This window comes from Enterobacter sp. 5-4 (assembly GCF_000612205.1).
Taxonomy (GTDB): domain Bacteria; phylum Pseudomonadota; class Gammaproteobacteria; order Enterobacterales; family Enterobacteriaceae; genus Enterobacter; species Enterobacter roggenkampii.
This window is the reverse complement of record NZ_JFHW01000006.1, coordinates 12787-35266: the sequence shown is the minus strand read 5'-3', so window position 1 is coordinate 35266 and position 22480 is coordinate 12787. Positions and strand designations below refer to the sequence as shown.

Genomic DNA, 22480 nt, shown 5'->3' with positions numbered 1-22480 from the left:
TGGAATCCGCGCCGAAAAATAGTTTGCCTGCGCATTATTTTGCGAGCCAGCGCACAGTTGTGCATTCTCTCAATAGCAGTGTGAAATAACGTAATTGAGCAACCCAAAATGTCTATTCACTATTACTCCTGTATCAACGACTCGCCGCATACCCTGATTATGGAGCTCAATATGCAAGCTTATTTCGACCAACTCGATCGTGTTCGTTACGAAGGCCCAAAAACGACCAATCCTTTAGCATTTCGTCACTACAACCCGGATGAGCTGGTGCTGGGTAAGCGCATGGAAGATCATCTGCGCTTTGCCGCCTGTTACTGGCATACCTTCTGCTGGAACGGCGCCGATATGTTCGGCGTGGGCTCCTTTGACCGCCCGTGGCAGCAGCCGGGTGAGGCCATCGAACTGGCAAAGCGCAAAGCCGATGTGGCGTTTGAGTTCTTCCACAAGCTGAACGTGCCGTACTACTGCTTCCATGACGTTGACGTGTCGCCGGAAGGGGCGTCGCTGAAAGAGTACCTGAACAACTTTGCGCAGATGGTGGATGTACTGGCGGCAAAACAGCAGGAAAGCGGCGTGAAGCTGCTGTGGGGCACGGCAAACTGCTTCACTAACCCACGCTACGGCGCAGGTGCGGCAACCAACCCGGATCCGGAAGTGTTTAGCTGGGCGGCCACGCAGGTGGTGACGGCAATGAATGCCACGCATCAGCTGGGCGGCGAAAACTATGTCCTGTGGGGAGGCCGTGAAGGCTATGAAACCCTGCTCAACACCGACCTGCGTCAGGAGCGCGAGCAGATTGGCCGCTTTATGCAGATGGTTGTCGACCACAAGCACAAAATCGGCTTCCGCGGCACGCTGTTGATTGAGCCAAAACCGCAGGAACCGACGAAGCACCAGTATGACTACGACGTGGCGACGGTGTATGGCTTCCTGAAGCAGTTCGGTCTGGAAAAAGAGATCAAAGTGAACATTGAAGCCAACCACGCCACGCTGGCGGGCCACTCTTTCCACCACGAGATCGCGTCGGCGATTGCGCTGGGCATCTTCGGCTCTGTCGATGCGAACCGTGGCGATGCACAGCTGGGCTGGGACACCGATCAGTTCCCGAACAGCGTTGAAGAGAATGCGCTGGTGATGTATGAGATCGTCAAAGCGGGCGGCTTCACTACCGGCGGCCTGAACTTTGACGCCAAGGTGCGTCGCCAGAGCACCGACAAATACGATCTGTTCTACGGCCACATTGGCGCGATGGACACCATGGCGCTGGCGCTGAAGGTAGCGGCACGTATGATTGAAGACGGCGAGCTCGATAAACGCGTGGCGAAGCGCTACAGCGGCTGGAACAGTGAGCTGGGCCAGCAAATTTTGAAAGGTCAGTTATCGCTTGCGGAGATCGCGAAGTACGCTGAACACCATCAGCTGGCGCCGCAGCACCAGAGCGGGCACCAGGAGCTGCTGGAAAATCTGGTCAACCACTACCTGTTCGATAAATAACGGCATCCAGCTTGTAGGCCCGGTAAGCGCAGCGCCACCGGGCATTTTCACTTAAGGAATCCACTATATGTATATCGGGATCGATCTGGGCACATCGGGTGTGAAAGCCATCCTGTTAAGCGAGCAGGGCGACGTGTTAGCAACGCAGACTGAAAAGCTGCAGGTTTCACGTCCGCATCCGCTGTGGTCGGAACAGGACCCGGAGCAGTGGTGGCAGGCAACGGAACGTGCAATCAAGGCGTTAGGTGAACAGCATTCTCTGCGTGACGTGAAAGCGCTGGGGATTGCCGGGCAAATGCACGGTGCAACCTTGCTGGACAGCGAGCATCGCGTGTTGCGTCCTGCGATCCTCTGGAATGACGGCCGTTGTGCGGAAGAGTGTGCGCTTCTTGAGGCGCGCGTACCTACGTCTCGTGAGATTACCGGCAACCTGATGATGCCCGGCTTTACCGCGCCCAAGCTGCTGTGGGTGCAGAGACACGAGCCGGAGATTTTCCGGCAGGTGGCGAAAGTCCTGCTGCCGAAAGACTATCTGCGCTTTCGTATGACGGGCGATTTTGCTTCCGACATGTCCGATGCCGCCGGCACGATGTGGCTCGACGTGGCGAAACGTGACTGGAGCGAGGCGATGCTGGATGCCTGCCACCTGACCCGTGAACACATGCCCGCGCTATTCGAAGGTAGCGAGGTAACAGGCACATTGCTGCCGGACGTTGCGGAACGCTGGAATATGTCTGCCGTGCCGGTGGTTGCCGGGGGCGGTGACAATGCCGCAGGGGCCGTGGGCGTCGGCATGGTTGAGGCAGGTCAGGCGATGCTGTCGCTGGGAACCTCTGGCGTCTATTTTGCCGTCAGTGACGGCTATCGCAGCAATCCCGAAAGCGCGGTGCACAGTTTCTGTCATGCGCTGCCAGGAAAATGGCATTTGATGTCGGTGATGCTGAGTGCAGCGTCGTGCCTGGACTGGGCGGCGAAGCTGACCGGGATGGCCGATGTTCCTGCGTTGATTGCCGCAGCACAGCAGGCGGATGAAAATGCCGGTACCGTCTGGTTTTTACCGTATCTGTCAGGCGAGCGTACGCCACACAACAATCCGGAAGCGAAAGGGGTGTTCTTTGGCTTAACCCATCAGCATGGTCCGGCAGAACTGGCGCGTGCGGTTCTCGAAGGCGTCGGATATGCGCTGGCTGACGGAATGGACGTGGTTCACGACTGCGGCCTGAAACCCGCAAGCGTCACCCTGATTGGCGGCGGTGCGCGAAGCCCTTACTGGCGACAAATGCTGTCGGACATCAGCGGGTTGCAGCTGGATTTCCGCACCGGTGGCGATGTTGGCCCCGCGCTCGGCGCCGCGCGTCTGGCGCAGATTGCTATGAACCCGGAAAAACAGCTTTCACAACTGCTGCCGCAGCTTACGCTTGAACAGGCGCATTTGCCTGACGCGGCGCGCCATGCGCGGTACGCGGAAAGGCGCGACGTGTTCCGCAAAATCTACCAGCAGCTGCTGCCGCTAATGACGTAAATTCGCTTGTCCGGGAGAGGCACGAGGATGTCCTTTTTTGGTCTGTGCGCGCCTTCCTTTCCTTGCCAGTATGGTGTCACACCCACTGGCGAGGAGAACCATCATGTCACGCATTGCACTCATCAACATTGATACTCAGCAGTCCTTCCATCACCGCAATTACTGGCAGGAGGATGACATTCCCGCGTTTCAGCAGGCGATGCTGGGGCTGATTGAAGGCTGCCAGGCGCGCGGTATTCCGGTCGTTGATATTTTTCATGTGGATGAAGACGGCCCATTTACGCTGGAAAGCGGCTATGTCAAACCGATGGCCTTTTTGCGTCATCAGCCGGATGTGGTTTTCCAGAAACACGTTCATAATGCCTTCACGGATACCGGGCTCGATCGCTGGCTGCGCGAGCGCGATATCAATAGTGTGATTATCTGCGGCATTCGCACGGAGCAATGCTGTGAAACCACCGCCCGGGTGGCATCCGATCTGGGGTATGCTGTGACCTTTGTGAGCGAGGCAACGCTGACGTTCCCCATGACGTACAAGGGCATTACCCTTAGCGCAGCGGACATTCGCCACCGTACCGAAACGGTACTGTCCGGGCGTTTTGCCGACATTAAAACGGTAGCGGAGACGCTGGAGTCACTGTAATGCCCATCGACGTCTGGTTCGTGATGTTGCCCGGGGTGCTGTCATTAGACATGACCGGCCCGGCAGAAACCTTTGTGCTGGCAGGCGACGCGTTTCGTCTGCATTACATTGGCCCGCAGCCGGAGGTTCCGACGTCGATAGGTCTGACGATGAGCGGCATCCAGCCGTTGCCGGAAAGCCTGTCTCCGGGCAGCTTGCTGGTCCTGCCGGGGGTGAGCGACTCCCGCTTTCAGTTCTCAACCCCGCAGGCGCAGCAGATTCAGCACTGGCTGATGCGCCGGCAGCCGCAGATCCAGCGCCAGGAAATCACCGTGATGTGCGTCTGTTCAGGAGCGTTGCTGGCGGCGAAATCGGGCCTGCTGAATAACAAACAGTGCACAACTCACCATGACGTTATCAGCCGTTTACGCACCGCGGCCCCTACGGCGACGATTAAAGAAAACCGCATCTTTGTGCAGGACGAGAACATCTGGACCAGCGCGGGGATCACGTCGGGCATCGACCTGGCGCTGCATATGATTAACCGCCTGTGCGGCCCCGAAAAGGCGCTGAATGTGGCGCGCGAGATGGTGGTCTGGTTCCGCCGTTCTGGTGACGATCCCCAGCTCTCCCCGTGGCTACGCTACCGCAATCATCTTCATCCGGCGATTCATCGGGCGCAGGATGCGCTCACAGCCGAGCCGCAAAAAGCGTGGAACTTGCCTGATATCGCCGCGCTGGCGCACGTCAGCCCGCGCCATCTCACCCGGCTTTTCCAGACACATTTAGGGATTAGCGTCCGCGATTATCTGGAGCAGCTGCGTCTGGCGGTGGCGGAACAGTGGCTATTGCAGGGGCGCGGCGTGGAGCAGGCTTCCCTGGCGGCAGGGTTTTCCTCCCCGCGCCAGTACCATCGCGCCCGGCAGCGAAGCGTTAGCTGACGAAGCGGCGAACGTCTATTTTTTGCAGCAGCATCGACAGCAGCAGGCTGATCGCCAGGGTCGCAGCAAAAATCCAGATGATATCCAGCACCGGCCAGGTTTTAAGCTCGACGCCTCGTGTCCGAAGCGCGTGGATCACCAGCGCGTGAAAACCGTAAATCCCGAGAGAGTGTCGTGAAATGACGCTCAGTACGGGAAGGTGACGCGCATTCAGGGTGTTTTTAACGAGCGTGAGCAGCGATACGGCACAGATAAAGACCATCGGCCCGCAGTAGAGATACCAGGTATCGGCAAAATTACCGCGCCCTTGAAGCTCATGCAGCGTCCCGCGTGAAATCACCGCCACGCCGGCGATAAACAGTGCCCCGCAGAGCCAGTTCAGACCGCGTTTTTGCGTGTCCATCATCCCGATGGCGCGCCCCAGCATGCCGTAAAGCACGTAATAGAAGGTATCGCCGTTGATATAGAGGTTCACCGGCAGCCACTCAAATCCGTCGATTTTCTGCGAGACCGTATTCGGGTTGGCGACAATGCCAATCACCACCATCAGGGCCAGAAGCATTTTCCCGCTGACGTTTTTCACCTGAATGAGCGGAGAGACCAGATAGATCACGATAATGGCGAAGAAGAACCACAGGTGGTAGAACACCGGTTTTTGCAGCAAATATTTGAGGGATAACCCGGCGTTAATGGAGGTGAACAGGGTGATATAGAGCAGGGCAACGGCGCTGTAGAACCCCAGGCAGGCCGCGATGCGGATGAAGTGCCGCGGCTGCGCGCTGCGTTCGCCAAAAAAGAGAAAGCCAGAAATCATAAAGAACAGCGGCACGCTGACGCGCGACGCAGAGTTGAGAATATTGGCGATATCCCAGTTAACGGGGCTGATGCTGTGGGCGTTCGTGACGTACCAGGTCGTCGTGTGGATCATGACCACCATCAGACACGCTATTCCTCGCAGGTTATCAATCCAGTTAATTTTTGACGGCATCAGTTCCTCGTATTCCCTGTAAAGTGAATGTGACTCCCATTGTCCAAAAGTCTTCGTTTGGAAAATTCTGAGTTTTATTCGCAGGCTTGCCGGGAGACCGCGAGATTCGCAGAATGGCTGACCATAATCTATAAACGTATTGATACTAAAAATAACAGCCACTGACCAGGACGGTAATAAAAATGATGATGAAGCGTGTGGCATCACTCATTCTGCTTTTCATGCTGGCGGGATGCAGTGCGCCACAAGAAGCACCAGTGCAAAAAGCCCAGCAGGGCAAAATGAGCCCGGAACGTTCACTGAATATGGAGTCACTCTGCAAGGACCAGGCCGCACGCCGCTATAACTCGGACGTGCAGAAAATCAACGTCACCGGGTTTGAGCGCTTTCAGGGCAGCTATGAGCTCAAGGGCTATACGGCGCGTAAAGAAGGCTTTGTCTGCTCGTTTGATGCGGACGGCCAGTTTTTACACCTCTCCATGCGCTAGCCTGCTCGCATAATCAACAGCCAGACGCCGTCAGCGCCCTGGCGTGAATGCTTATTTCCCAATTTTCCCTAAACAACCCCGTTTCGTACTGTATATCTTGCAGCCAGCGGGTATACTGGTCCCTTCCATTTAAAACCACACGTATCCAGCACGAAATACTATGCAAAAGTTTGATACCAAGACCTTCCAGGGCCTGATCCTGACCTTACAGGATTACTGGGCTCGTCAGGGCTGTACCATTGTTCAACCTTTGGACATGGAAGTCGGCGCCGGCACTTCACACCCGATGACCAGCCTGCGCGCGTTGGGGCCAGAGCCAATGGCGACCGCGTATGTGCAGCCTTCCCGTCGTCCGACCGATGGTCGTTACGGTGAGAACCCGAACCGTCTGCAGCATTACTATCAGTTCCAGGTGGTGATTAAGCCATCACCCGACAACATTCAGGAACTGTACCTCGGGTCGCTGAAAGAGCTGGGTATGGATCCCACCATCCACGACATCCGTTTCGTGGAAGATAACTGGGAAAACCCAACGCTGGGTGCCTGGGGTCTGGGTTGGGAAGTGTGGCTGAACGGCATGGAAGTGACCCAGTTCACTTACTTCCAGCAGGTTGGCGGTCTGGAATGTAAGCCGATCACCGGTGAGATCACCTACGGTCTGGAACGTCTGGCGATGTACATTCAGGGCGTAGACAGCGTTTACGACCTGGTCTGGAGCGACGGCCCGCTGGGTAAAACCACCTACGGCGACGTGTTCCATCAGAACGAAGTGGAACAATCCACCTATAACTTCGAATACGCGGACGTGGACTTCCTGTTCACCTGCTTCGAGCAGTATGAGAAAGAAGCGCAGCAGCTGCTGGCGCTGGAGACTCCGCTGCCGCTGCCTGCCTACGAGCGTATTCTGAAGGCCGCCCACAGCTTCAACCTGCTGGACGCCCGCAAAGCGATCTCCGTGACTGAACGTCAGCGCTACATTCTGCGTATTCGCACCCTGACCAAAGCCGTTGCAGAAGCTTACTATGCGTCCCGTGAAGCCCTTGGCTTCCCGATGTGCAACCGAAACAAATAAGAGGCGGCCATGTCTGAGAAAACTTTCCTGGTGGAAATTGGCACCGAAGAGCTGCCACCAAAAGCCCTGCGCAGCCTGGCTGAATCTTTTGCTGCGAACGTGACTGCCGAGCTGGATAACGCTGGCCTGGCGCACGGTAAAATTGAGTGGTTTGCTGCTCCGCGTCGTCTGGCGCTGAAAGTGGCAAACCTGGCGGCGTCTCAGCCGGATCGCGAAGTCGAAAAACGTGGCCCGGCGATTGCCCAGGCGTTTGACGCGGAAGGCAAGCCGAGCAAAGCGGCGGAAGGCTGGGCGCGCGGCTGCGGCATCACCGTCGATCAGGCCGAGCGTCTGACCACCGATAAAGGTGAGTGGCTGCTGTATCGTGCCCATGTGAAAGGCGAAAGCGCGGAAGCGCTGCTGCCGGACATGATTGCCACGTCTCTGGCGAAGCTGCCCATTCCTAAGCTGATGCGCTGGGGCGCGTCCGATGTGCACTTCGTGCGTCCGGTTCACACCGTGACCCTGCTGCTGGGCGACACCGTTATTCCGGCGACCATTTTGGGCGTGGCGTCCGATCGCGTGATTCGCGGCCACCGCTTTATGGGCGAGCCTGAGTTCACCATCGACAATGCCGACCAGTATCCGCAAATCCTGCTGGAGCGCGGCAAGGTCATTGCTGACTATGAACAGCGTAAAGCCAAAATCAAAGCGGACGCGGAAGACGCGGCGCGTAAGATTGGCGGTAAAGCCGATCTGAGCGACAGCCTGCTGGAAGAAGTGACCTCGCTGGTGGAATGGCCGGTTGTGCTGACCGCGAAGTTCGAAGAGAAATTCCTGGCCGTTCCGGCTGAAGCGCTGGTTTACACCATGAAGGGTGACCAGAAGTACTTCCCGGTCTATGCCAACGACGGCAAGCTGCTGCCAAACTTCATTTTCGTGGCGAACATCGAATCGAAAGATCCGAGCCAGATTATCTCCGGTAACGAGAAGGTCGTGCGCCCACGTCTGGCGGATGCCGAGTTCTTCTTCAACACCGACCGTAAAAAGCGTCTGGAAGATCATCTTCCACGCCTGCAGACCGTACTGTTCCAGCAGCAGCTGGGTACGCTGCGCGACAAGACCGACCGTATTGCGGAGCTGTCCGGCTGGATCGCTCGTGAAATCGGTGCCGACGTTAACCACGCGACGCGTGCGGGCCTGCTCTCCAAGTGTGACCTGATGACCAACATGGTGTTCGAATTTACCGACACCCAGGGCGTGATGGGCATGCACTACGCGCGTCACGATGGCGAAGCGGAAGACGTGGCGGTTGCCCTGAACGAGCAGTATCAGCCGCGCTTTGCGGGTGACGAACTGCCGTCCAACCCGGTAGCTTGTGCTGTCGCAATTGCCGATAAGATGGACACCCTGGCGGGTATCTTCGGTATCGGCCAGCATCCGAAAGGCGACAAAGACCCGTTTGCGCTGCGTCGTGCTGCGCTCGGCGTGCTGCGTATCATCGTTGAGAAGAACCTGAACCTGGATCTGCAGACCCTGACCGAAGAAGCGGTGCGTCTGTACGGCGACAAGCTGACCAACGCCAACGTTGTGGATGACGTGATCGACTTTATGCTCGGTCGTTTCCGCGCCTGGTATCAGGATGAAGGTTACACCGTCGACACCATTCAGGCGGTGCTGGCGCGTCGTCCGACCCGTCCGGCTGATTTCGATGCGCGTATGAAGGCGGTTTCCCACTTCCGTACGCTGGAAGCGGCATCTGCTCTGGCGGCGGCCAACAAGCGTGTCTCCAACATCCTGGCGAAGTCCGACGAGACGCTGAACGAGCGTGTGAACGCCGCGACGCTGAAAGAGCCGGAAGAGATCGCCCTGGCGATGCAGGTTGTGGTGCTGCGCGACAAGCTCGAGCCGGTCTTCGCGGAAGGTCGCTACCAGGAAGCGCTGGTGGAGCTGGCCGAGCTGCGTGACGTCATCGACGCCTTCTTCGAGAAAGTGATGGTAAACGTAGAAGATAAAGAGCTGCGTATTAACCGTCTCTCTATGCTCGAGAAACTGCGTGAGCTGTTCCTGCGCGTGGCGGATATTTCGCTGCTGCAGTAATGTGCCCGTTGTGACAAATGCTAAAAACCCGCTTCGGCGGGTTTTTTTATAGTGTGTTGCTGAAAATTTAACCTTGAAATGGTCAACCCATTCCCGCTATCCTTATCCCCGTTAACTTTCTCGCGCTGGAGTGCCCCCCAAAAATGAACAAACACGACTGATGAATTTCGATCCTTGCTAAACGCCATCGCGTCGGCAGGGGATGTTTTGATTTCATTCAGGAGTGCTTATGGCTCATTTTGCGCAGTCCCCTTCTTTTATTTTGCATCAGGTCACCTGTCAGTTTCCGACGGGCGATACCCTTTTTGGTCCGCTGAATCTCACGCTGGAACCCTCCCTGTGTGCGCTGGTTGGCCGCAACGGCAGCGGAAAAACGCGTCTGCTGCGTCTGCTGTCGGGGCTGGACGAACCGGCTACCGGTCATATTGAACGCTTTGGCTCGCATGCCTGGGTGGCGCAGCAGCATGTTATTTCTTCGCAGACGACGCTGGCTGAACTTCTCGGGTATGACGCGATTTTTGCGGCGCGTAAGCGCATTGACAGCGGTGATTATCAGCCTGACGATCTGGCGTTACTCGACGGCCACTGGGATATAGCCGAACGTCTGAGCGAAGCGTTTATCAATGCGACGCTCCCACCGTTTGAGCCTGATAAGCCCGCCATAGAACTCAGCGGCGGCGAGCGCATCCGCGCCCTGCTGTGCGGGGCGTTTACGGCGGGCGCGGACTTTCTTCTGCTGGACGAACCGACTAACCATCTGGATCGACAAGGCCGGGTGTGGTTCTACGACCAGTTGAGTCGGTATCAGGGCGGCGTGCTGGTGGCCTCTCATGACCGCGAACTTCTGGAGCAGGTGCCGCGTATTCTTGAGCTGAGCGCCTCGGGTCTGCGCAGCTACGGCGGAAATTATGCGGATTATCAAGCCCAGCGCGATGCCGAACAGCAGGCTGCCCGCGCGGCGCTGGAACATGCGGCAACCGAGCGCAAACGCACCCGCGCGCGCATGCAAAAAGAGCATGATGACAGCCAGCGGCGGTCGGCAAAGACGTTACGCACCGTCGATACCCTGAATATCGCATCGTTCGAGCGGGTCAAATATAAAGGCGCGGCAAAGGAGCGGATTGGCTCCTGGAAAAAACAGCACAGCGAGCAAAATGAAGCGCTGAACGCCGCGGTTAACAAGGCGCGTGAGCGGGTTGAAGACGATAACCCGGTCATGTTCACCCTGCCGGGAAGTCAGATCCCGGAGGGGAAGCAGGTGCTGGTGCTGGAGGATCTGGTGCTGCAGCATGTACCTGTTCCTCCGCTCAACTGGCGGATGGACGGACCGATGCGTGTGGCGTTAAAGGGGCCGAACGGCTGCGGGAAGTCGACGCTGTTAAAAACCCTCCTCGGCGAGGTTGCCCCACGGTCGGGTAGCTGTAAAGTGTCCGTCAGCTGCGCTTATCTCGACCAGCATCTCTCCCGGTTCGATCTCTCGCAGTCGGTCATGACGCATCTCAATTTGAGTCATACCCCTCTGGAAGAGGGGGTATTGCGAACCCGTTTAGCGCAGCTTCAACTGGGGGCTGACAAAGTGATGCTCCCATTGGCGGCGCTCAGCGGCGGTGAGCGTCTTAAGGCTGCCCTGGCCTGCGTGCTGTGGCGCGCGGAAGCCACGCAGCTTCTGCTGCTGGATGAACCGACCAACCATCTGGATCTGGCTTCAGTCCAGGCCATTGAAGCGGCGCTGGCCGGTTTCCCTGGGGCACTGCTGGTGGTATCACACGATGAGGCGTTTTTAAGCGGCTTAACGTTAACGCATGCGCTGGTGTGGGAAGAGGCGGGGTGGCGTTGTGATAGCCTGTAAAACACAAGCCCCCGCAAAGGCGGGGGCATTCAATCTTCACTACGCGATCTGCTTGCTGAGTGCAGGGTTGGCCTGAATCAGGCGCATCAGCCGTAACTCGGTTGGGGTGGGTTTCTCACGTTTTGACTCCCACTCCTGCACCATAGCCACGCTGACACCCATCGCTCTGGCGAATTCTTCGGTTTTCAGTCCTGTCCCTTTGCGCAATTGCTCATATTCTGTAAAGGGATTGGATTTTTGTTGCAGGGTAATCGTCTGCGGTACATCTTTAAAAATGATCTGTTCCAGGCTGCTCAGCAGCTCAAACTCAGGATCTTTATATTCCATTGAGGACTCCTCTTAAATCTCACATCGTGATCAAGAACATCAGAGAGCCAGTTAAGAATAGTCCCTAATACCAACCCAGGATCGTCACGGGTGTGATTAATCGTGCGGTAACGATCGCTGTATCCGATTCAGCAATATGGAGAGTTATGCTAATTCCCTGATTAGTCATATGTCGGCTTCGCCAGGTATTTTTTTGTAAATGGTAAGAAATAAATCGGCAATAGCCGTTTTGCATGAAAAGAGTATCTTGCAAGGCTGACCTGGACTATCCTTGTCAGCGTCGGGCACGCGTGTGCCGGTGTGCGCTTTTTTGGGTGAAAGGAGTAATAAAATGGCGACAGGAAAGTCCTGCTCTCGCTGGTTTGCGCCTATTGCGGCGTTGTTGATGGTTGTTAGCCTGAGTGGGTGTTTTGATAAAGAAGGCGATCAGCGCAAAGCGTTTATCGATTTTCTGCAGAATACAGTGATGCGCAGCGGCGAGCGGTTGCCAACGCTGACTGCGGATCAGAAAAAGCAGTTTGGCCCCTTTGTGTCCGATTACGCCATTCTTTATGGTTATTCACAGCAGGTGAGCCAGGCGATGGATTCCGGTATCCGCCCGGTAGTGGATAGCGTGAACGCCATCCGCGTTCCACAGGATTACATGACGCAGCGTGAACCATTGCGCCAGTCCAACGGTGCGCTTGGCGTGCTGAGCCAGCAGCTGCAGAATGCGAAAATGCAGGCTGACGCGTCACGTTCTGCGCTGAAGCAGGGCGACGATCTCAAACCGGTCTTCGACAAAGTGTATGAGAAAGTGGTGACCAAACCGTCAGAAGCACTGCAGCCGTTGATTCCGGCCGCGCAAATCTTCACGCAGCAGCTGGTCCAGGTGGGTGACTTTATTGCCCAGCAGAATACGCAGGTAAGCTTTGTTGCCAACGGTATTCAGTTCCCGACCTCCCAGCAGGCAAGCCAGTACAATACGCTGATTGGGCCGCTGGCCTCTCAGCATCAGGCCTTTAGCCAGGCCTGGAGTGCCGCAGTCGCTGCCACAGAATAAACCGAAAAAACCCCGCTTCTGGCGGGGTTTTTTTATGCGTTGCGAAAATAACGCTTGTCATTCCTCTACCACATCGGTATAACTATTCCCGTCGGTTTGTTACACAGACCTAAAGCAGTTTAGTAAAGCAGTCCAGATTGTTATCCATAGATACCCTTCGTAGTGACCCTTCCTTCATCGCTTAAAAATCTGTAACGCAATCCATCAAGCCGGAAGGCACAATATATTTGTTAATAAGGTAATTTCTATGTCTGCTAAAATGACTGGTCTGGTAAAATGGTTCAACGCTGATAAAGGTTTCGGCTTCATCACTCCTGACGATGGCTCTAAAGACGTGTTCGTACACTTCTCTGCTATCCAGAACGATGGCTACAAATCTCTGGACGAAGGTCAGAAAGTGTCCTTCACCATCGAAAGCGGCGCTAAAGGCCCAGCAGCTGGTAACGTTGTAAGCCTGTAAGCTTCCAACCCAGTAGCAAAGAATTTAAAAACCCGCCTTCTGGCGGGTTTTTTCGTTTCTACCGTTGCACCTGCGGGTTCACGCAGTTTCTCTCCACCTTTCCGCTAAGGGCGGCAATAAGGTTATCGACCGCGGTGGCCGCCATGTTGTAGCGCGTCTCATGGGTGGCTGAGCCGATGTGGGGCAGGGCAACCACGTTAGGCATTGTCAGCAGCGGGGAGTCCACCGGCAGCGGCTCCTGCTCAAACACGTCCAGACCTGCTGCATGGATCTCACCGTTTTTCAGGGCCTCAATCAGCGCCTTCTCATCCACCACCGGGCCACGACCCGCATTGATGAAAATGGCTGACCTCTTCATTTTTTCAAACGCCTCTTTGCCGATCAGATGACGGGTTTCGTCCGTTAGCGGCAGAACCAGGCAGACAAAATCGGCTTCCTGCAGCAGGGTATCCAGCTCGCAGTAACGGGCGTTGAAGCGTTCTTCGGCTTCACTGTGATGGCAACGCGCGTTATACAGAATCGGCATGTTAAAACCAAAATGCGCGCGCTGCGCCAGCGCCAGCCCGATACGCCCCATACCGACAATGCCCAGCGTTTTGCAGTGAACATCCACACCGAACCAGTCCGGACCAATGCTTTTTGTCCATTCGCCCGCTTTGACGCGCTCAGCCACTTCCACCACGCGACGGGCCGTGGTGAGCATGAGCGCCATCAGCGTATCGGCCACGGTTTCCGTCAGAGCATGCGGGGTATGCATCAGCAGGATTTTGCGGGCGTTAAGCGCATCCACGTCGAAGTTGTCGTAACCCACGGAAACGGTTGAGGTAGCACGAAGCTTCGGCATTTTCTCCAGCAGGGCGACATCTACTTTTTCGCTTGAACCCAGCAGGCCTTCCGCGCTCGCGAACGCGTCGGCATGCTGTGCCACGGTTTCCGGGCGCAGGTTCTTCACCTGCGTGACGGTGAAGTGCTCTTCAAGGCGTTTCTGCAGATCTTCCGGCAGGGTTTTATACAAAATGACGGACGGCTTCATGCTAATCTCCGTTGATTTTTTAAGGATTCAGGCGTGGCGAGCGCCGACAGGGTGTTGTTGATTATTAGCAGGCTTAACAATCAGAGTAAGCCATACCGAGGCGAAAAGCGCCACCCCCATAAAGATGTACGATGCGGATGGGCTGCCGGTGGCACCGTTCAGGTAACCGACGAACCAGGAGCCGCAGAACGAACCCAGCGCACCCATACTGTTAATCAGCGCCATCGCGCCCCCCGCCACGTTACGCGGCAGCATCTCGGGGATGATGGCAAAGAACGGTCCGTAAGGGGCGTACATGGCCGCACCGGCAACCACCAGCAGCGTATAAGAGACCCAGAAGTGGTTTGCGCCCACGGCCCAGGAGCCAATAAAGGCGAAGGCAGCAATCAGCAGCAGCGGCCAGACAAAGAGCTTGCGGTTCTGCAGCTTGTCCGACGCCCAGGAAACGATAATCATCGCGATGGTTGCCGCCAGATACGGTACGGATGACAGCCAGCCTACTTCGACCATACCGAGGTTTTCACCGCCGCTGCGGATAATGGACGGCAGCCACAGCACAAAGCCGTACACACCAATGCTCCAGGTAAAGTACTGCGCGCAGAGCAGGATCACGTTACGCGAGCGGAAGGCTTCACCATAGTTACGCACCGCCTTCAGACCTTGCTGTTCTTTGTCCAGCTGCGCCTGCAGCGCTGCTTTTTCATCTTCGGAAAGCCACTTCGCCTGGGCAGGTTTATCTTTCACCAGCACCCACCAGCAGAAGGCCCAGATAATTGCCGGTACCCCTTCAATGATAAACATCTCGCGCCAGCCGAAGGCCTGGATCAGGTAGCCGGACACCACCGACATCCACAGTACCGTGACCGGGTTACCGAGGATCAGGAAGGTATTCGCGCGCGAGCGCTCAGATTTGGTAAACCAGTTGCTGATGTAGATCAGCATCGCGGGCATAACCGCCGCCTCAACGACGCCGAGGATAAAGCGAATGGCGGCCAGGGCAGGAATATTGTTCACCATGCCGGTCAGCGACGCGCAGGCGCCCCACAGGATCAGACAGATGAAGATCAGCTTACGCACGCTGCGGCGTTCCGCATAGATCGCGCCGGGGATCTGGAAGAAGAAGTAGCCCAGGAAGAAAAGGGCACCCAGCAGGGAGGAGATCCCTTTGGTGATCCCGAGGTCCTCGGTGATCCCTGCGGCGGACGCGAAGCTGAAGTTGGCACGGTCAAGGTACGCCAGGCTGTACGTGATAAACACGATTGGCATGATGTACCACCAGCGTTTTACTGCATTGGTCGAACTGTTCATAGGCTTGCCTCTGTTGTTGAGGTTGTTACCGCCGTTGTCTGTAGGGTACACGGTGGCTTAATTATCTGGTGCGGCTTGCTGCCTCACCCTGGCCCTCTCCCACAGGGAGAGGGAATTTAAACGCCGAGCTGTGCTCGTGTTGGTAATCCTTCGCTGTCGCCCTGCACCTGAATGGCCAGCGAGCCAATCTTGTTGCCTCGCGCGACGGCCTGCGGCAGCGTTTTACCTTCCAGCAGGGCGCTAATCACGCCCACGGCAAAGCCGTCACCTGCGCCGACGGTGTCGACGACGTTCTCGACCTTCACTGCCGCGACCGCGCCCTGCTCGCCGTTGGCCGTTTTAAACCACGCGCCATCGGCACCGGTCTTCAGCACCACCGCTTTTACCCCTTTATTCAGGTAGAAGTCGGCGATGCCTTCCGGCGTGCTTTCGCCGGTCAGAATCATCCCTTCTTTCAGGCCTGGCAGAACCCAGTCCGCCCGGAACGCCAGACGGTTCAGTTTCTCCACCATTTCCGCTTCGCTTTTCCACAGCACCGGACGCAGGTTGGGGTCGAACGATAGGGTTTTCCCCTGAGCTTTCATGGTGGTCGCGGCATGATCCAGCAGCTCATACGAGCTGGCAGAGAGTGCCGCGGCTACGCCGCTCAGGTGCAGATGACGTGCGGAGGCAAAGTAATCGGCGTGGTAATCCGCGACAGAAAGGTGGCTTGCAGCCGAGCCTTTGCGGAAATACTCCACGATGGGATCGGTTCCATTTTCGACCTTGGATTTAAGCTGAAAGCCGGTAGGGAAGCGTCCGTCGAGGGTGACCCCTGCAGCATCAATCCCCTCTTTTTTCAGCGAATCGAGAACGAAATGGCCAAAGCTGTCATCCCCCACGCGGCTGACCCAGCCCACGTTCAGGCCGAGACGCGCCAGGCCGGTCGCGACGTTGAGTTCAGCGCCTGCGACGCGTTTGATAAAGTGCTCCACCGCACTCAGCTCGCCCGTTTCGGTGGCGACAAACATGGCCATGGCCTCGCCGATCGTGATGACATCCAGCGTCTTGTGCATGGTTTACTCCTCGCGCAGCAGGTTGACGTAATGGCGGGTAACGGCGGTTAAATCCGACCCTTCCAGCGGGAATTCGATACCGCGCGGGGCATCGGCAGGCAGCTGGCCGAGCAGATCCAGCCAGCGCGCATCGGCGCGGTCCGGTGCGACGGCGCGGAAGTTATCTTTATGCGGCACGGCGGCTTTCACGTGGATATAGCTCACCGCAGGGGCCAGATGACGCGCGGCCTCTTCCGGGGAGTCGCCCACCCACAGCCAGTTCCCCATGTCGAAGGTCAGCGTGACGGGAAGCGCCATTTCCCGACAGGCGGCCTGGAAGCGCTGCATGGGCGCGAGCTGTCCGCAGTCGGTCTGATCGTTCTCCACGACCAACGCCATACCGCTGGTGTTCAATAGCGTACGCAGGGCGTCGAGTGGTTGCGTGTCGCTGAAATGGCCGAGGGAAACCTTCAGCCACAGGGCGTTCAGGGTGTTGGCTTCAGAGAGATAGTGGGGCAGGTCCGGGTTGAGGGTGCCGTCGGGCATAAACAGGGCGGCGGGTGCGGAGTAGCACGCCAGCAGACCCAGCAGCTCAATGGATTCGCCCAGCGCGGGCAGCGCCAGCAGCTCTTCGCTGTTGAACAGTTCCCGGCGGATCTCCACGCCGTCTGCCCCCGCGCCAGCAATAACGGGGAGCATCGCCCGTTGACCGCCCGCCTGTCGCACCTGTTCCGCACCGTACGCGGCGGTGACCACCATAATTTTCCTGCCCATCTTCGGACTCCATCGCAACATATCAATACTATTACGCTAGATGGAACCGGTTCCAAAGAAAAGGTCAGGATGTTGAATTTATGATCGCTATCACAAGGGAAATTTAACGCGCGGTGGAGCCACGAACGATCAGCTCGCCGGAGAAGACCTGCTCGCGAACGGCATCGCTGGTGCCTTCAATACGACGAACGACTTGTTCAACAGCAGCATAGCCAATCTGCCAGGTGGGCTGTTTGAGGGTAGTAATGCCGACGCCAGCCAGCTCCGCCCACTCCAGTTCATCAAACCCCAGCAGACCGATGTCGCTGCCCCAGTGCAGGCCAATGCGCTTGAGCGAGCGGGCAACCTGCAGCGTCAGCGCCCCGTTGGCGGAGATAACCGCTTTGCGCATCCCACGATGGCGCGTATGGAACTGACGCAGGGTGTTGTCGAGCTGCCCGGCTTCGTGAAGCGGCGTTTCGGCATTTTCGGCGATCACGCCGGGATAACGCTCCAGCGTGGCTCGAAATGCGCTCAGGCGTTCACGTCGGGTATTGACCATCCCCAGCGGTTCACTCAGAAACAGAATGGCCTCGAAGCCCTGTTCAATCAGATGTTCGGTGGCGGTCGTGGCGGCCTGGATGTTATCCAGCCCGACCACGTCGCAGGCAAATTCCGGGATTTTACGGTCGATGAGGACCATGGGCAGGGAGGATTGCTGCAGGCGATTCAAGCCTTCTTCACGCATGCCTACCGCGTTGACCACAATCCCTTCCACCTGATAGCTGCGCAGCAGGTCGAGATAATGCAGCTCCTGGTCGACTTCGTTGTTGGTATTACAGACCAGCGGCGTGAAACCCTTCTCGCGACAGGCGGCTTCGATACCGCTGAGCACGTTCACGGAGTAGGGGTTGGTGATATCGGCGATGATCAGCCCGATAAGGCGGGTGCGGCCGCGTTTGAGCCCGCGCGCCATGAGGCTGGGACGGTAGTCGAGATCGGCAATAGCCTGTTCAATACGCGCCAGCAACGCATCGGATAGCAGGTGTTTCTCGCCGTTAAGGTAGCGCGAAATGCTGGTTTTGCCGGTTTTGGCGGCTTTCGCCACGTCGCTGATGGTGGCCCGGGCTGGTTTGCTCATCGCTGATTTCCCTGAATTTAGTGAGAATACCTTAGCGGGAAAATCGGACGAATCAAGTAATTTGCCCGGTGGTGCTGCGCTTACCGGAGGTTGCGGTCTGATGCCCTCACCCCAACCCTCTCCCACGGGAGAGGGCGCAAACACAAAAACGGCAACGGGGTTGCCGTTTTGCTTTTACTTACTGAATTGGGCTTAACGTAATCTCTACGCGGCGGTTCTGCGCTTTGCCTTCCGCCGTGCTGTTGCTGGCGATAGGGTTGGCAGGGCCCATGCCGCTGGTGCGGATGCGGTTTGCTTCAACGCCCTGGGTAATCAGCGAGCTGGCCACGGAATCGGCGCGCTGCTGGGACAGACGCATGTTCAGATCCTGGCTGCCGGTGCTGTCGGTGTAGCCAATCACGTTCACGGCGGTCTTGTTGTACTCTTTCAGCACCATCGCCACGCCGGTAAGGGTGTTCGCACCCGCGGGTTTCAGCGTTGCGCTGCTGCTGTCGAAGGTGACGTTGTTCGGCATGTTCAGGATGATGTTATCGCCGCTGCGCGTCACGCTCACGCCGGTTCCCTTCATTTTGTCGCGCAGTTTTGCTTCCTGCACGTCCATGTAATAACCGACGCCGCCGCCCAGGGCCGCGCCCGCCGCTGCGCCAATCAGCGCGCCTTTGCCGCGGTCTTTCTTGGAGGAGGAGAGCGCCCCAACGCCTGCGCCGACCAGCGAGCCGATACCCGCGCCAATGCCGGATTTACCCGCTTCGCGCTCACCGGTGTAAGGGTTGGTTGTGCAGCCAGAAACAGCCAGTGCACCGCTCACCAGAGCGGCAATAACGAGTACGCGTTTTTTCATCTTCTTTCCTTAATCCTTTTTATTCTTTGCCACGGCGAACGTGGCAGTTGATTATGACGTCCAGATACGGAGAAAATTCCGGGTATAACTCTGAAATTTGTGACAAACCATAAACGGTCTCAGCAAGAAGGCCGTAAAACCTGCACGCAACCAGGAGCGCACGCTTGAGCACCTCAACGAAAACCATTCTGACCGCCGCCCACTGGGGGCCAATGCTGGTCGAAACCGATGGCGAAAATGTTCTGTCGTCTCGCGGAGCATTGCCAACACAACATCCCAACTCTTTACAGACCGTCGTTCGCGATCAGGTGCACAGCAAAACACGCGTGCGCTGGCCGATGGTGCGTAAAGGTTTTCTCGCCTCACCTGACAAGCCGCAGGGCATTCGCGGTCAGGATGAGTTTGTTCGCGTGAGCTGGGATGACGCGCTGGCGCTGATCCACACCCAGCACAAGCGCATTCGCGACAGTTACGGTCCGTCGTCGATTTTCGCCGGGTCCTACGGCTGGCGCTCTAACGGGGTGCTGCATAAGGCGTCGACGCTGCTGCAGCGCTATATGAGCCTGGCGGGAGGCTATACCGGTCATCTGGGGGATTACTCCACCGGTGCGGCGCAGGCGATCATGCCGTACGTCGTGGGCGGGAACGAAGTGTACCAGCAGCAGACCAGCTGGCCGCTGGTGCTGGCGCATACCGACGTGGTGGTGCTGTGGAGCGCTAACCCTCTTAACACGCTGAAAATTGCCTGGAATGCCAGCGACGAGCAGGGCATTGGCTATTTCGACGCGCTGCGCAAAAGCGGCAAGCGCATCATCTGCATTGACCCGATGCGCTCTGAAACCCTGGATTTCTTCGGCGACAGCGCCGAGTGGATTGCCCCGCATATGGGCACCGATGTGGCAATGATGCTGGGTATCGCCCATACCCTGGTGGAAAACGGCTGGCACAATGTCGAATTCCTGACGCGCTGTACCACCGGCTTCGATAAATTCGCCGACTATCTGACGGGTAAAACGGATGGCGTGGCCAAAACGGCAGAGTGGGCGGCTGACATTTGCGGTGTTTCTGCGGATAAACTCCGCGAACTGGCGGCGTTATTCCATAAAAACACCACGATGTTGATGTCCGGCTGGGGGATGCAGCGCCAGCAGTTTGGCGAGCAAAAACACTGGATGCTGGTGACCCTCGCCGCGATGCTGGGGCAGATCGGTACGCCGGGCGGCGGTTTTGGTCTCTCCTATCACTTTGCCAATGGCGGTAACCCCACGCGTAAAGCGGCGGTGCTGGCGTCTCTGCAAGGTTCGGTGCAGGGGGGCGAGGATGCCGTGGATAAAATCCCGGTGGCGCGTATTGTTGAAGCCCTGGAAAATCCGGGCGGTTTTTATCAGCACAATGGTCTCGACCGCCACTTCCCGGATATTAAATTTGTCTGGTGGGCGGGCGGGTCGAACTTCACGCACCATCAGGATACCAACCGCCTGATCCGCGCCTGGCAGAAGCCGGAGCTGGTGGTGATCTCCGAGTGCTTCTGGACCGCCTCGGCGAAACACGCTGATATCGTGCTCCCGGCGACCACCTCGTTTGAGCGTAACGATCTCACCATGACCGGCGACTACAGCAATCAGCATATGGTCCCGATGAAGCGCGTGGTGGCCCCGCGCGATGAGGCGCGCGATGATTTCGACGTGTTTGCTGAACTGAGCGAGCGGTGGGAAGCGGGCGGTCGCGCGCGTTTTACCGAGGGAAAAACCGATCTCGAATGGCTGGAAACCTTCTACCAGATTGCCGGACAGCGCGGCGCGGCGCAGGGCGTGACGCTCCCGCCATTTACTGAGTTCTGGGAGGCGAACCAGATCGTCGAAATGCCGGAGAGCGAACAGAACGCGAAGTTTGTTCGTTTTGCCGATTTCCGCCGCGATCCGGAGAACCACCCGCTGAAAACCGAGAGCGGTAAGATCGTGATCTACAGCGAGCGCATCGCCAGCTTTGGCTATGCTGACTGCCCGCCGCATCCCACGTGGCTCGAGCCGGACGAATGGCACGGCAACGCCCGGCCGGATCAGCTGCAGGTGTTATCTGCCCATCCCGCGCACCGTCTGCACAGCCAGCTTAACTATACCTCCCTGCGCGAGCAGTATGCGGTCGCCGGGCGAGAGCCCATCACGCTGAATACCCTTGATGCGCAAGCGCGCGGGATTGCGGACGGCGACGTGGTGCGCGTCTGGAACGCGCGTGGACAGGTGCTGGCAGGGGCGGTGGTGAGCGACGGGATTAAGCCGGGCGTGATCTGCATTCATCAGGGCGCATGGCCTGACCTTGAGCTCGCCGAAGGCGGTATCTGTAAAAACGGGGCGGTTAACGTGCTGACCAAAGATCTCCCCAGCTCGAAGCTGGGGAATGGTTGCGCAGGGAACACGGCGCTGGCCTGGGTCGAGAAATATACGGGTCCCGAGCTTACCTTAACGGCGTTTGATCCGCCTGCCAGCTCATAATCCACGTCGGGTGTTGGGTGTCATCCTGCCAGGCGCTGTCTTCAATGCGAAAGCCCTGAGCATGGTAGAAATTCACCGCCCGGACATTTTTCTGATACACCTCCAGGGTTAAGTGCGGGAAGCGCTGTTGAACATGGTTCAGCAGCGCGCGCCCGATGCCTTTCCCGATGCATGACGGCGCCACAAACAGGGCGCCGACAAACTGAGACTGCATCACGCTGATAAATCCGCAAGGTTCGCCGTCCTGCTCCCAGACCCAGGTTTCAGCGGACGGCAGATAAACGTCCCGCACCATGGCCTCATTCTCTTTCCAGTAATTCGGCGCGATGAACGGATGCGCTTCCGTGGTACTTTCCAGCCACAGGCTCAGCAGCGGCGCGGTATTTTCATTTTGCCATTTGCGGATCATGATGGCCTCCCGGATGACAGAAGCAGCCGGTAACGTGGTCGTTGACCAGGCCACAGGCCTGCATAAAGGCGTAGCAGATGGTGGAGCCGACAAACTTAAAGCCGCGTTTTTTCAGGGCCTTCGAGAGCGCATCCGAGGCCGGAGTGGCGGCCGGAATTTCCGCGAGCGTGGTCGCCTCCGTGACTTGCGGATCGTTATTCACAAACGTCCAGACAAAATCTGAAAATGATTCGCCGTTTTGTTCCATCGCCAGATAAGCGCGTGCGTTACCGATGATGGCCTGGATCTTACCACGATGGCGGATGATGCCGGCATCCTGCACCAGTCGCTCGACGTCCTCATCGGTCATCGCGGCGACGGCGACGGGGTCGAACTGGTGGAAAGCGCTGCGGTAATTTTCGCGTTTTTTCAGTACCGTAATCCATGATAACCCCGCCTGCTGGCCCTCCAGGCAGATCATCTCAAAGAGCTTTTTGCCATCCCTTTCCGGCACGCCCAATTCCCGATCGTGATAGTCGATATAAAGCTGATCCTGGCTTACCCAACCGCAACGTTCCATCCGTCATCTCCCTTATTGATACTGAT

21 protein-coding genes are annotated in these 22480 nt (G+C 57.4%); 11 read left to right on the top strand and 10 right to left on the bottom strand.

What is annotated here, in order from left to right; all coding sequences use genetic code 11:
• Nucleotides 1-171: 171 nt before the first annotated feature.
• From xylA to AA74_RS0101555, 4 genes are all read left to right on the top strand, one after another.
• Nucleotides 172-1494 carry a xylose isomerase gene (gene xylA, locus AA74_RS0101570; RefSeq protein WP_119312291.1) on the top strand — a complete coding sequence of 441 codons (1323 nt, stop codon included), beginning with the start codon at nucleotides 172-174 and terminating at the stop codon, nucleotides 1492-1494.
• Between the two features lie 67 nt (nucleotides 1495-1561).
• Nucleotides 1562-3016 (top strand): xylulokinase, encoded by a 1455-nt coding sequence (gene xylB / locus AA74_RS0101565; protein WP_025910511.1) that lies wholly within the window; start codon nucleotides 1562-1564, stop codon nucleotides 3014-3016.
• Nucleotides 3017-3119: 103 nt separating this feature from the next.
• On the top strand, nucleotides 3120-3659 hold the full coding sequence (locus tag AA74_RS0101560) for an isochorismatase family protein (RefSeq protein WP_008502749.1): 540 nt from the start codon (nucleotides 3120-3122) through the stop codon (nucleotides 3657-3659).
• The gene (locus AA74_RS0101555; RefSeq protein WP_023326456.1) at nucleotides 3659-4579 is read left to right on the top strand and encodes a GlxA family transcriptional regulator; all 921 of its coding nucleotides are present in this window, start codon (nucleotides 3659-3661) and stop codon (nucleotides 4577-4579) included. The genes AA74_RS0101560 and AA74_RS0101555 overlap by 1 nt, the downstream gene beginning before the upstream one ends.
• On the opposite strand, the gene AA74_RS0101550 is transcribed toward AA74_RS0101555, so the two are convergent.
• On the bottom strand, nucleotides 4572-5567 hold the full coding sequence (locus AA74_RS0101550) for an acyltransferase (protein ID WP_025910508.1): 996 nt from the start codon (nucleotides 5565-5567) through the stop codon (nucleotides 4572-4574). The two genes, AA74_RS0101555 and AA74_RS0101550, sit on opposite strands and share 8 nt — an antisense overlap.
• Nucleotides 5568-5749: 182 nt before the next feature.
• On the opposite strand from AA74_RS0101550, the gene AA74_RS0101545 reads away from it, so the two are divergent.
• The 4 genes from AA74_RS0101545 to AA74_RS0101530 all read left to right on the top strand — a co-directional run bounded on the left by AA74_RS0101545 (nucleotide 5750) and on the right by AA74_RS0101530 (nucleotide 11055).
• A complete protein-coding gene (locus tag AA74_RS0101545) occupies nucleotides 5750-6055 on the top strand; it encodes a YsaB family lipoprotein (protein WP_021242465.1) in 306 nt (101 codons plus the stop codon).
• A 160-nt stretch (nucleotides 6056-6215) separates the two neighbouring features.
• On the top strand, nucleotides 6216-7127 hold the full coding sequence (gene glyQ, locus AA74_RS0101540) for a glycine--tRNA ligase subunit alpha (protein ID WP_003860141.1): 912 nt from the start codon (nucleotides 6216-6218) through the stop codon (nucleotides 7125-7127).
• Between the two features lie 9 nt (nucleotides 7128-7136).
• Nucleotides 7137-9206, top strand: coding sequence for a glycine--tRNA ligase subunit beta (gene glyS / locus AA74_RS0101535; RefSeq protein ID WP_008502753.1), 2070 nt, complete (start codon nucleotides 7137-7139; stop codon nucleotides 9204-9206).
• A 229-nt stretch (nucleotides 9207-9435) separates the two neighbouring features.
• A complete protein-coding gene (locus tag AA74_RS0101530) occupies nucleotides 9436-11055 on the top strand; it encodes an ABC-F family ATP-binding cassette domain-containing protein (RefSeq protein WP_025910499.1) in 1620 nt (539 codons plus the stop codon).
• A gap of 39 nt (nucleotides 11056-11094) precedes the next feature.
• On the opposite strand, the gene AA74_RS0101525 is transcribed toward AA74_RS0101530, so the two are convergent.
• Entirely contained in the window at nucleotides 11095-11382 is a 288-nt protein-coding gene (locus tag AA74_RS0101525) for an HTH-type transcriptional regulator (RefSeq protein ID WP_008502755.1), read from the bottom strand.
• 331 nt (nucleotides 11383-11713) lie between these two features.
• Here AA74_RS0101525 and AA74_RS0101520 point away from each other — a divergent pair, with 331 nt between their 5' ends.
• Together AA74_RS0101520 and cspA are read left to right on the top strand one after the other, a co-directional pair.
• Nucleotides 11714-12424, top strand: a complete 711-nt coding sequence (locus AA74_RS0101520; protein ID WP_008502756.1) for a DUF3053 domain-containing protein — start codon at nucleotides 11714-11716, stop codon at nucleotides 12422-12424.
• 247 nt (nucleotides 12425-12671) lie between these two features.
• Nucleotides 12672-12884: an RNA chaperone/antiterminator CspA gene (cspA, locus tag AA74_RS0101515; protein ID WP_003860775.1), complete on the top strand. Its 213-nt coding sequence runs from the start codon at nucleotides 12672-12674 to the stop codon at nucleotides 12882-12884.
• Nucleotides 12885-12942: 58 nt separating this feature from the next.
• Here the strand turns inward: cspA and ghrB are convergent, their stop codons facing one another.
• From ghrB to AA74_RS0101485, 6 genes are all read right to left on the bottom strand, one after another.
• Nucleotides 12943-13917, bottom strand: a complete 975-nt coding sequence (gene ghrB / locus AA74_RS0101510; RefSeq protein ID WP_025910494.1) for a glyoxylate/hydroxypyruvate reductase GhrB — start codon at nucleotides 13915-13917, stop codon at nucleotides 12943-12945.
• A 27-nt stretch (nucleotides 13918-13944) separates the two neighbouring features.
• Nucleotides 13945-15225, bottom strand: a complete 1281-nt coding sequence (locus tag AA74_RS0101505; protein ID WP_021242469.1) for an MFS transporter — start codon at nucleotides 15223-15225, stop codon at nucleotides 13945-13947.
• Between the two features lie 116 nt (nucleotides 15226-15341).
• A complete protein-coding gene (locus AA74_RS0101500; protein ID WP_023294842.1) occupies nucleotides 15342-16280 on the bottom strand; it encodes a sugar kinase in 939 nt (312 codons plus the stop codon).
• 3 nt (nucleotides 16281-16283) lie between these two features.
• Nucleotides 16284-17033: a sugar phosphate isomerase/epimerase gene (locus tag AA74_RS0101495; protein WP_025910491.1), complete on the bottom strand. Its 750-nt coding sequence runs from the start codon at nucleotides 17031-17033 to the stop codon at nucleotides 16284-16286.
• Nucleotides 17034-17136: 103 nt separating this feature from the next.
• Nucleotides 17137-18153 (bottom strand): LacI family DNA-binding transcriptional regulator, encoded by a 1017-nt coding sequence (locus AA74_RS0101490; RefSeq protein WP_023345235.1) that lies wholly within the window; start codon nucleotides 18151-18153, stop codon nucleotides 17137-17139.
• Between the two features lie 178 nt (nucleotides 18154-18331).
• Nucleotides 18332-18994: an OmpA family lipoprotein gene (locus AA74_RS0101485; protein WP_008502762.1), complete on the bottom strand. Its 663-nt coding sequence runs from the start codon at nucleotides 18992-18994 to the stop codon at nucleotides 18332-18334.
• Between the two features lie 212 nt (nucleotides 18995-19206).
• On the opposite strand from AA74_RS0101485, the gene AA74_RS0101480 reads away from it, so the two are divergent.
• Nucleotides 19207-21486 (top strand): molybdopterin guanine dinucleotide-containing S/N-oxide reductase, encoded by a 2280-nt coding sequence (locus AA74_RS0101480; RefSeq protein ID WP_050437722.1) that lies wholly within the window; start codon nucleotides 19207-19209, stop codon nucleotides 21484-21486.
• Here AA74_RS0101480 and AA74_RS0101475 read toward each other — a convergent pair.
• Entirely contained in the window at nucleotides 21449-21895 is a 447-nt protein-coding gene (locus tag AA74_RS0101475) for an N-acetyltransferase (RefSeq protein WP_008502764.1), read from the bottom strand. The genes AA74_RS0101480 and AA74_RS0101475 overlap by 38 nt on opposite strands.
• The gene (gene tag, locus AA74_RS0101470) at nucleotides 21873-22454 is read right to left on the bottom strand and encodes a DNA-3-methyladenine glycosylase I (RefSeq protein WP_025910485.1); all 582 of its coding nucleotides are present in this window, start codon (nucleotides 22452-22454) and stop codon (nucleotides 21873-21875) included. The genes AA74_RS0101475 and tag overlap by 23 nt, the downstream gene beginning before the upstream one ends.
• Between the last annotated feature and the right edge of the window lie 26 nt (nucleotides 22455-22480).

What these genes read in the sequence shown, in the direction of transcription:
- xylB (WP_025910511.1), top strand. Translation starts at nt 1,562, where the DNA reads ATGTATATCGGGATCGATCTGGGCACATCGGGTGTGAAAGCCATCCTG.
- AA74_RS0101520 (WP_008502756.1), top strand. Translation starts at nt 11,714, where the DNA reads ATGGCGACAGGAAAGTCCTGCTCTCGCTGGTTTGCGCCTATTGCGGCG.
- AA74_RS0101485 (WP_008502762.1), bottom strand. Translation starts at nt 18,994, where the DNA reads ATGAAAAAACGCGTACTCGTTATTGCCGCTCTGGTGAGCGGTGCACTG.
- AA74_RS0101490 (WP_023345235.1), bottom strand. Translation starts at nt 18,153, where the DNA reads ATGAGCAAACCAGCCCGGGCCACCATCAGCGACGTGGCGAAAGCCGCC.
- ghrB (WP_025910494.1), bottom strand. Translation starts at nt 13,917, where the DNA reads ATGAAGCCGTCCGTCATTTTGTATAAAACCCTGCCGGAAGATCTGCAG.
- AA74_RS0101505 (WP_021242469.1), bottom strand. Translation starts at nt 15,225, where the DNA reads ATGAACAGTTCGACCAATGCAGTAAAACGCTGGTGGTACATCATGCCA.
- xylA (WP_119312291.1), top strand. Translation starts at nt 172, where the DNA reads ATGCAAGCTTATTTCGACCAACTCGATCGTGTTCGTTACGAAGGCCCA.
- glyS (WP_008502753.1), top strand. Translation starts at nt 7,137, where the DNA reads ATGTCTGAGAAAACTTTCCTGGTGGAAATTGGCACCGAAGAGCTGCCA.
- AA74_RS0101560 (WP_008502749.1), top strand. Translation starts at nt 3,120, where the DNA reads ATGTCACGCATTGCACTCATCAACATTGATACTCAGCAGTCCTTCCAT.
- AA74_RS0101545 (WP_021242465.1), top strand. Translation starts at nt 5,750, where the DNA reads ATGATGATGAAGCGTGTGGCATCACTCATTCTGCTTTTCATGCTGGCG.
- tag (WP_025910485.1), bottom strand. Translation starts at nt 22,454, where the DNA reads ATGGAACGTTGCGGTTGGGTAAGCCAGGATCAGCTTTATATCGACTAT.
- AA74_RS0101475 (WP_008502764.1), bottom strand. Translation starts at nt 21,895, where the DNA reads ATGATCCGCAAATGGCAAAATGAAAATACCGCGCCGCTGCTGAGCCTG.
- glyQ (WP_003860141.1), top strand. Translation starts at nt 6,216, where the DNA reads ATGCAAAAGTTTGATACCAAGACCTTCCAGGGCCTGATCCTGACCTTA.
- AA74_RS0101530 (WP_025910499.1), top strand. Translation starts at nt 9,436, where the DNA reads ATGGCTCATTTTGCGCAGTCCCCTTCTTTTATTTTGCATCAGGTCACC.
- AA74_RS0101495 (WP_025910491.1), bottom strand. Translation starts at nt 17,033, where the DNA reads ATGGGCAGGAAAATTATGGTGGTCACCGCCGCGTACGGTGCGGAACAG.
- AA74_RS0101525 (WP_008502755.1), bottom strand. Translation starts at nt 11,382, where the DNA reads ATGGAATATAAAGATCCTGAGTTTGAGCTGCTGAGCAGCCTGGAACAG.
- AA74_RS0101500 (WP_023294842.1), bottom strand. Translation starts at nt 16,280, where the DNA reads ATGCACAAGACGCTGGATGTCATCACGATCGGCGAGGCCATGGCCATG.
- AA74_RS0101550 (WP_025910508.1), bottom strand. Translation starts at nt 5,567, where the DNA reads ATGCCGTCAAAAATTAACTGGATTGATAACCTGCGAGGAATAGCGTGT.
- AA74_RS0101555 (WP_023326456.1), top strand. Translation starts at nt 3,659, where the DNA reads ATGCCCATCGACGTCTGGTTCGTGATGTTGCCCGGGGTGCTGTCATTA.
- cspA (WP_003860775.1), top strand. Translation starts at nt 12,672, where the DNA reads ATGTCTGCTAAAATGACTGGTCTGGTAAAATGGTTCAACGCTGATAAA.
- AA74_RS0101480 (WP_050437722.1), top strand. Translation starts at nt 19,207, where the DNA reads ATGCTGGTCGAAACCGATGGCGAAAATGTTCTGTCGTCTCGCGGAGCA.